Origin of the sequence: Thermosipho sp. 1074 (assembly GCF_001999655.1) — a bacterium.
GTDB lineage: Bacteria > Thermotogota > Thermotogae > Thermotogales > Fervidobacteriaceae > Thermosipho > Thermosipho affectus.
Genome location: NZ_LBEX01000009.1, coordinates 1 through 7,721 on the forward strand (window position 1 = coordinate 1; position 7,721 = coordinate 7,721).

At 36.8% G+C, this 7,721-nt stretch carries 6 protein-coding genes and 1 pseudogene; 2 read left to right on the forward strand and 5 right to left on the reverse strand.

The window, feature by feature from the left end:
- A pseudogene (locus XO08_RS09295) lies at positions 1–612 on the forward strand (hypothetical protein); the annotation flags it as partial.
- Here XO08_RS09295 and XO08_RS03360 read toward each other — a convergent pair.
- The 5 genes from XO08_RS03360 to XO08_RS09435 form a co-directional block, all read right to left on the reverse strand.
- The gene (locus XO08_RS03360) at positions 605–1,183 is read right to left on the reverse strand and encodes an AAA family ATPase (protein ID WP_077287228.1); all 579 of its coding nucleotides are present in this window, start codon (positions 1,181–1,183) and stop codon (positions 605–607) included. The pseudogene XO08_RS09295 and the gene XO08_RS03360 overlap by 8 nt on opposite strands.
- 157 nt (positions 1,184–1,340) lie before the next feature.
- Positions 1,341–2,768, reverse strand: coding sequence for a radical SAM protein (locus XO08_RS03365; RefSeq protein WP_077287230.1), 1,428 nt, complete (start codon positions 2,766–2,768; stop codon positions 1,341–1,343).
- Between the two features lie 132 nt (positions 2,769–2,900).
- Complete coding sequence (locus XO08_RS03370; RefSeq protein WP_077287232.1) at positions 2,901–4,631, reverse strand: ABC transporter ATP-binding protein; 1,731 nt, start codon at positions 4,629–4,631, stop codon at positions 2,901–2,903.
- A 24-nt stretch (positions 4,632–4,655) separates the two neighbouring features.
- Positions 4,656–5,933 carry a radical SAM protein gene (locus XO08_RS03375; RefSeq protein ID WP_077287234.1) on the reverse strand — a complete coding sequence of 426 codons (1,278 nt, stop codon included), beginning with the start codon at positions 5,931–5,933 and terminating at the stop codon, positions 4,656–4,658.
- A 419-nt stretch (positions 5,934–6,352) separates the two neighbouring features.
- Entirely contained in the window at positions 6,353–6,487 is a 135-nt protein-coding gene (locus tag XO08_RS09435; protein WP_255362951.1) for a hypothetical protein, read from the reverse strand.
- A 96-nt stretch (positions 6,488–6,583) separates the two neighbouring features.
- On the opposite strand from XO08_RS09435, the gene XO08_RS03380 reads away from it, so the two are divergent.
- Positions 6,584–7,654, forward strand: coding sequence for a hypothetical protein (locus XO08_RS03380; protein ID WP_143609914.1), 1,071 nt, complete (start codon positions 6,584–6,586; stop codon positions 7,652–7,654).
- Positions 7,655–7,721: the final 67 nt, after the last annotated feature.

Sequence of the window (7,721 nt, forward strand, 5' to 3'; positions counted from 1 at the left end):
GAAGTAGAAAATTTAGAAGTTCCATATCCTGTATATAACGAACGGATAAAGCTGAAGGTAGAAGAGCGGTTTGAAAAAGCACTGGAGGAGTTAAAACAGCTTACACTTTCTGAAAGAAAACGGCTTTTCATATCGACGTACATAGCACAGGTTGAGAGAGAGAAGTTCTACCTTTCAAGAAAGGACAAACTCAAAAAATCTTACAAACTTCTTGAGAATGTTGAGGAATTTGGGAAGTATATGGCAAGAAGATACAAAACTATGGAATTCGTGGTGGACATGGTGGAAGCGCACCCTTATGTGGAAGGACGGAAAACAGCGGTGAGGAAAGCGGTGGACAGGATGGGAGTAAAGAAGCTGGGGGAATTTATCCGGAGATACATAGAACTTGACGAGTACGACAGGAAGTTACTGGACAGGTTTATGAGAAATTACGGCAGGTACGATGGGATAAGGTTTGGAATGAGGGTGAATGGGTCTGAGGTAGTGAGGGGTTTTGCGAAGAAGTACCGGTTGGAGATACAACCGACGCTTTTAGCATACTGGTGTGAAGACGACAAAAGGGTGAGAGGGAGACTGGAGAGGATTTTGAAATCTATCGCTTCTATTTAACCAAGCTTACAAACAGCCATGCGGGAATACCAATTACATCTTCATCTTTAAATATCGTATTCTTTGTTATCACAATCCCACTACCGAAGACTTTTTTCATTCCCACGTAATCACCGGGACTTACGGTGTTTTGATACTTAACTTCCAGCGGAAGCAGAGCGGTTTTTGTATCTACCACAAAATCTATTTCTTTACCTTTATCGGAATACCAAAAGTATGGACCTTTTACCAAATCCAACCCAAACATGGAAATCTCCCGCTTTTTAAAAAGATGCCTCAATATTATCATTTCTATTTTGTGTCTCATTTCAATTGATTTGGCTGACGATCCTGTGAGAACGACCAGATCGTCGCTTACAATTCCAGAATCCACAAGGAATTTAATCGCTCTTTGCCATTCAGGTACGGTTGTTGTCTCATCAAGAAAAATGAAAGAATTTTTCTTTTTAAAATCAAATGACTTCTTGTAAAAAATCAGTACATTAGCCAGTTCCTCGTTGTCTTTAATCATGTCGCAGGGAAGGTACAGCACACGAATCGGATCAACATTTTTTTCAAGGAGTTTGTCCATGCAATCACCCCGTTAAATAATTTAAATAATTTACCATATAAGTCCTTATTTAGCAAATCTGTTCGCTAAATTAGGCCAAATTTAGCGAATGCAATAGCCAAATAAGACTCATCGCTAATTCATTTTCAACTCTTCAGCAGGCGAATTAATTGTATATCTATATTTTTCTCCATAGTTCATTTTCAAACACTATTCTGACTATATCCCTCCTTTTCTTACAATCTGCAAAATATTTTTCTTTATCTTTTATTATTGTTTCAAAAGTACAAGCATTGCAAAAGTACCTTAAATAACATTTTTTACACTTCCCATGTTGATCTTTATCAGATAATTTACGATAGTTTTTGATGGTTTCTTTAAGTTTTTGCCTTATGGTTTCCACTGGTTCATTTACGTTTGTAATAAGGTATTGACCATTCCCTGCAACTATGTAACATGGATAAACATCCCCAATGGCTGTTACAGCAAAACTTGTAATACCAGCATCGCAAAAATATTTTTTCGGGAAAGATGATATAATCTTATTGACTATTGTCCGAATCCTTATCCTAATATCCTCCGGGTCATTTAAAACTTTTATATTGCCTTTACTTATTTTCGTAAATACCTCGTAAATATCATCATTAATGTAATTTTTAGGAACTTCGAGTTCAGGTTTATCGGTAATCACCGGTTCGATTTTCACGGTATCTATCCCATAATTCATGTGAAAGAACTCTATCAAGACTTCTTCTGTGAACCCCATTTCTAAATGCTTTTTTGTGAATGTTACACCAATCATTTTTGGCTGATTTATTTTACGCAACATCCGTAAATTTTTATCCACGATCTCAAACGAAGGCTTACCACCTTTCATTGGACGTAGCAAATTTTGTATATCTTCCGGTCCATCCATACTCACAAGTATTTCAAAGTTAAAACCCGTATTCTCCATGACCATCTTGATTAAGCAACCTATAATCTCTTCTTCAACGCCAAGCCCTGTGACCACTTCTATAACAGGGAATTTTTTGATAAAACCTTTTTGATGCAGTTCTCTCAGAAGGTAAATGGCGCTTAAAATTCCTCTGATATTTAGAAGTGGTTCTCCGCCGAAGAACTTTATCTTTTCTATAGAATCGTATAGTTTGTAAAAAACTAATATTGACTTTTTTACAACTTCCGCGTTCATCAGATGGTTTTGCCCGTATGTCCCTCCCTTTGCGTAACAATATAAACAATCCATAGTACAGCGTTGGGAAACCAATAAGGTCAACTGGGATAGTCTTTGAGCACTTATATCTTTGATTTTTTCTGCCATTTTTTCTACTTCCTTTATGGTTGTAAATATATCTTTGATTATTTTGTAATTCTCTTTATCTTTGCTTATGTACTCTGTAAACATAGTTTTAAATTTTTCGGCAGATGTATTTAGTAGAAATTCGAAAAAATTTTTGTAATTTTCATCTATCTCATAAATACTTAGTGTAGGTATATGAAATAATATCGCTCTGTTTTGTTTAACGACGGGAAAAAGAATAAAATTCGTCCTCAATCTTTCCAGATTTCTTTGAAAATATTCCATAAATACTCGGGTGTTTTTCATAACTTTCCCTCCTTGATTATGGGGGTTCTGTTAATCAGAAATATTTAAAACCAGCAAGTATAGTATTGAATTAAATAGCCTCTCAAAATTTTTCCCGTACTTTAGCGAAGAAGGTAAGAAACGACTTCATAATTACTGCCTTGCGGTTTCAATTTGCTCAATAAGTTGCCCTTGAATTATCTGCCTATATTCCATGCAGTTTTTAAGCAACTCATCGTGATCTCCCTCGCAAATAATTTCTCCGTTATCCACAACAAAAATCTTATTCGCCTTCTTTATAGTTGATAGCCTATGCGAAACGATTATCAAGGTTGTATTCAGTTCAAGAAGATTTTTGAATATCTCCTCTTCCGTTTTTGAATCAACACCTGATGTGGCTTCATCAAGTATTAGCACCTTCGGTTTTCTTATAACGGCCCTCCCTATTGCTACTCTTTGTCTTTGACCATCCGAAAGTTTCGTACCTCGCTCGCCTACCAGAGTTTCGTAGCCATTTTCAAGTTCATTCACAAATTTATCCACGCACGCTATCTTCACAGCTTCTTTAAATTCTTCTTCACTGAACTCGTCATCCAGAATGATATTTTCCCTAATGCTCATGTTGAACAGGAAATCGTTCTGTCTAACGATAATCACATTTTTCCTAAGGTTCTCCAAAACATATTCCTTTATGTTTTTATCGTTTACCAACACTCTCCCTGATGAAACTTCGTAGAACTTCGGTAAAAGGTTCAATATTGTGCTCTTTCCGCTTCCACTCGTTCCCACTATGGCTACTCTTTCTCTTCCACGAATGATAAAGTTTATATCCTTCAAAACCGGTGAATTGTTGTAGGAGAAAGAGACATTTTCATAAGCAACGGTTTTTACATCGCTTCCTAAAAGCACCTCTCCAGATTTTTCATTCTCCTCTGGGAGTTTATAGATATCGTCTATCCGTCTTAGAATTTGACCAGCACGCTGCAAAGAAACGTAATACTGACTTAAGACTCTAACTGGTGAGTACAACCATCCAACGTATGAGTAAAAACCTATCAAAGTTCCGAGTGTCAATTGCCCCTTCATTATTAAATACCCTCCAAAACCAAGCACCAAAGCTGGTGTCAAACTGGCTATGAATCCAACTACTTCTTCATCGCACCGCGAGAAAAAGCTGTACCTGTTTTTAGCTTTGAACCATTCGTTCACATTTTTTGAAAAAAGATCCTTAAAAAAGCTTATTTTGTTAAGACCCTTGATCGCCCATATACCTTCTATCTTCTCACGAAAACTTTCCGTGAGCTTTGCATACTTCTCCCTTTCTTTTTTCGCTGTTTCTCTGATTTTCCTGTTGAATGCTTTCAAGGAGAAGTAATATACAGGAAGCATAATGAAAGTGACAAGTGCGAGCTTCCAGCAGAAATAAATAAGTACACCACTTACAAGGAACAAAGTAAAGACATTTGAGAATATAACAGCTATAGCTATTCCCAAAACTTCTGCCATTTCTGGAACATCGTTTAAAACCCTTGACATCAAATCTCCCGTGTTAAGATAGGTATGCTTCCACATTGGGACTTTAAGTAGCTTTTCGAAAAGGGCATTTTGTTCATCAACAACCACTCGGTTAGCCGTTTTGTAGTACATGTAATTTCCGATCAAAGTAAACAAATGTTCAATAAAAGTCACGCCAATAAGAGCAGCGATGTAAATTCCAAGAAATTCAAATCTGCTCTTTCCAACGATGTCATCGATCAAAAACCTTATTAGAAAAGGCCTTACAGCACTAAAGAGAAGTATAAAAGGAGATATCAAAAAAAGCGGCAGCTGGTAACGAATGTACTTTCCGGAGTACTTTAGAACAGAAAGCGTATCATCTGTCATTGTACCATCCTCCTTACTTCGCTTTTAAATCCTGTCCAGATAGGACCTCAGAACCTGCGTGACAAAATTACGTTTTTGCACACATTCATCAAAACTTATCCATTGTCCTGTTGAGATGTAGTTTCCCGCGGTGCATTGAGAACACAAATATTCCATAAAACAATCTTCACATTCTTTGTAATGCTTCGAAAAAATCCTTGCGTATTCAAAATGTTTATGTCTCATCTTTTCCTTCAATGTTCCGATATTCTCGTATACCGTTCCAATTTTAAAACCGTCCTTTCCAACTAACATTTGGCAAGGATAAATTTCACCGCTTGCAGTGACTGTAAAATTGGAAATTCCTGCATCACAGAAATAAGTATTTGGCTTCGAGTTAGTAATCCTATCAAAAATTTGTTGGATTTGTTCTTTTATATAAGGATCACACTTTCGAAGTTTAAACAATCGATTCCAAATGCCAAAACTTGATAAACACGTGTCTTGTACAGCTATTTTTGGATCTGTTGACACTACAGGAACGATGAAAATCCTTTCATGAGTTAAATGGTATCTCTTTACTAAAAAATCAATGATATCTTCGGGCTTTACATTAAGATCTTGATGTAATTTGGTATATGTCACTTCAAATGCTTTAGGTTGATTTATATACCTCAACTTTTTGATATTTTCATCAATCAAGTTAAAAGAAGAATAACCATTTTTGAAGGGTCTAGTTAAATTATGAATTTCTGGGGGGCCGTCTATGCTTACAGTTACTACAATATTGCACTCTTTATATCTTGAAATTAAACCTGTTAGCTCTTCGACTACCCGCGGAGGTACCGCCAGGCTTGTTACTATTACGTAGGACGGTTGTTCTCCCAAACGAGTACTAAACCACTTCAAAACATATTCAATTAAACGCAAATTAAGGAGGGGCTCCCCACCAAAGAAATTCACATCTTGTATTCCAATATATAATTTTGTGAATACTTCTAAGGTCTTTGCAGCAATTTTTTCAGTCATTAATGATTCTTTGTCATAGCTTCCCTTAGCTCCATAGCAATACACACATCCTAAATTACAGGTTTGTGAAATCAGTAAATTTAATCGTCTCAACAAAGTATTGGGAAAAACTTGTATTTTCTCGCTGCTTTCAGAGTTCTGTTCAAAGTCCTGGATTAATTCATAAAAATCTTCTATAAGGTTCACAAGAAGCTTTTTTGAAAAGTTCCTTACCGATTTAAAGAATTTCTCCTCACTGTCTGAAGAAATTATCAACTTATAAAACTTGAGATGTTCTGAATTTAATAAAAACATTGAAAGGCTTCTTTTATTGAATAAAATAGCATTTTCATTATTGGCACTCTCAAATATTGTCAGAAACTTCGATAGTTCCCTAAGTTTTTTTCACACCGCAAAGATGTCTTTACGGATAACCGTCCATGACTTTTCCATTAAATCCCTCCTTCAGACTCCACCCAAGCTTAGCTTGGGGGGATCGTTTTCTTAAAACTACCTACAATATTTCACTTTTTCCACAACTACCTAATCCGCACCCACAACCCAGTACTTGCTGATTCTTTTTGGAGCTGTTAAGTTTCTTCATCCTCTTCCCCTCCTTTCCTCTTATTTCCCGCCGGCGGGAAGCTGCAAGATAACACCTACCCATCCACATACTGCTCAATCACAGGGTTTTGGCTATGTGTACCGTCACCTGTGTGGTAAAATAAAATAAATCACTCATCAACACTCTGAGATACAACGGGTGGTGTGCTTTCGGTTTGGCTATCTGAATCTGTCTTGTCACCAAATGTAATTACTGATAAAAAAAGGAGCATCAGTATTAATACAAGTCCTACAATCTTTCTCATATTCTCACCCCTGTTGAGAGGATAACATGTTCCATGTGATTTTTCAAATTTATGCGTTTCGAAATTCTTTTTTCATGCGGGTTCTAGAACGTAAATTTGTATGATTTTTTAAGATGTAGATTTTCAATGTATAACAGAAACAAGGGATTTGAAAACATGAAAAAAACACCTGATATGTTCATACCTGTTTTCGAATACGGAGCATTTGCAAGGCCATTTATAGTTCAAATGATCAACATGAAATTACCTAAAGCTGTAAAATATTCCGCTGTATCGCTGCTGTATACGTGGGAAGGAAAGTACAGCCAAGCAATTCAGTATGTAAACAAAGCTATTAGATTTTGTAATAGCGAAAGTATGAGATTTTTCCTTCTTGCGAGGAAACTATCGTGCAAGTCCAAGCTTGGAGAATTTGACCCGCAACTCTATAGATGTTTAAAATCAAATTTAAACAAGGTAAGCGGAAAGGTACGGGAAGAGATAGAAATGTTACTCATAAATGTCAAAGCTAGATATGAAAAAAAGTCAGTATCTGAACCGAGAATTTGGGGAAGTAACAAGACTTCTTCTGCCTTTGTATTTTACTATCTTGGAAAAGCGCGGAATAGTGTAGCTAAAAATGATGTACCTCATGCGGTGCATCATTACATCCAAGCATATAAACTATCCAAAACTATCCCACACCCATCTGGTGTCGTTAGTTCTCTCAACGATCTTGCGTGGGATATAAAAAACATCCACCCACTCTGGGCTTATTCCATTTCACAAAAAGCGGTATACTGGCTTGGATACTATCGTGAGACATCAGGCAATTTGTTCGGTGCCCTCGATACCCTGTTCGTGATTGAAAAAAAGATCAACACGTTTTCCATTTACAGAACATCAAAGGTTATACGTTCGTTAGGAGTTTCAAAGAAATACGAAAAACTTTTGAAAGAAGTGGAGAGATACATCCCAAAATTCAACGTGTCAATCTACGCAAACACAAAAGATTTAAGGAGATTCATACGCAAAATCGTAGGGTTGTGCAGGGGAGAGAAGATATCGGCTGGGAGGATATCGGAGATAATAACCGGGAAGACGAAGAGGATCAGAGGCAACACGTTGAAAAAAATAATAGAAGGGAAGGAAGTAGAAAATTTAGAAGATCGGGAGAGCGGCGGGTAGGGGAAGAGGGGAGATCTCGGGGGGCGCCGGATCATTAAAAAAAAAAAAAGAGTACGACACCGTGTAG

What these genes read in the sequence shown, in the direction of transcription:
- XO08_RS09435 (WP_255362951.1), bottom strand. Translation starts at nt 6,487, where the DNA reads ATGAGAAAGATTGTAGGACTTGTATTAATACTGATGCTCCTTTTTTTA.
- XO08_RS03375 (WP_077287234.1), bottom strand. Translation starts at nt 5,933, where the DNA reads ATGTTTTTATTAAATTCAGAACATCTCAAGTTTTATAAGTTGATAATT.
- XO08_RS03360 (WP_077287228.1), bottom strand. Translation starts at nt 1,183, where the DNA reads ATGGACAAACTCCTTGAAAAAAATGTTGATCCGATTCGTGTGCTGTAC.
- XO08_RS03370 (WP_077287232.1), bottom strand. Translation starts at nt 4,631, where the DNA reads ATGACAGATGATACGCTTTCTGTTCTAAAGTACTCCGGAAAGTACATT.
- XO08_RS03365 (WP_077287230.1), bottom strand. Translation starts at nt 2,768, where the DNA reads ATGAAAAACACCCGAGTATTTATGGAATATTTTCAAAGAAATCTGGAA.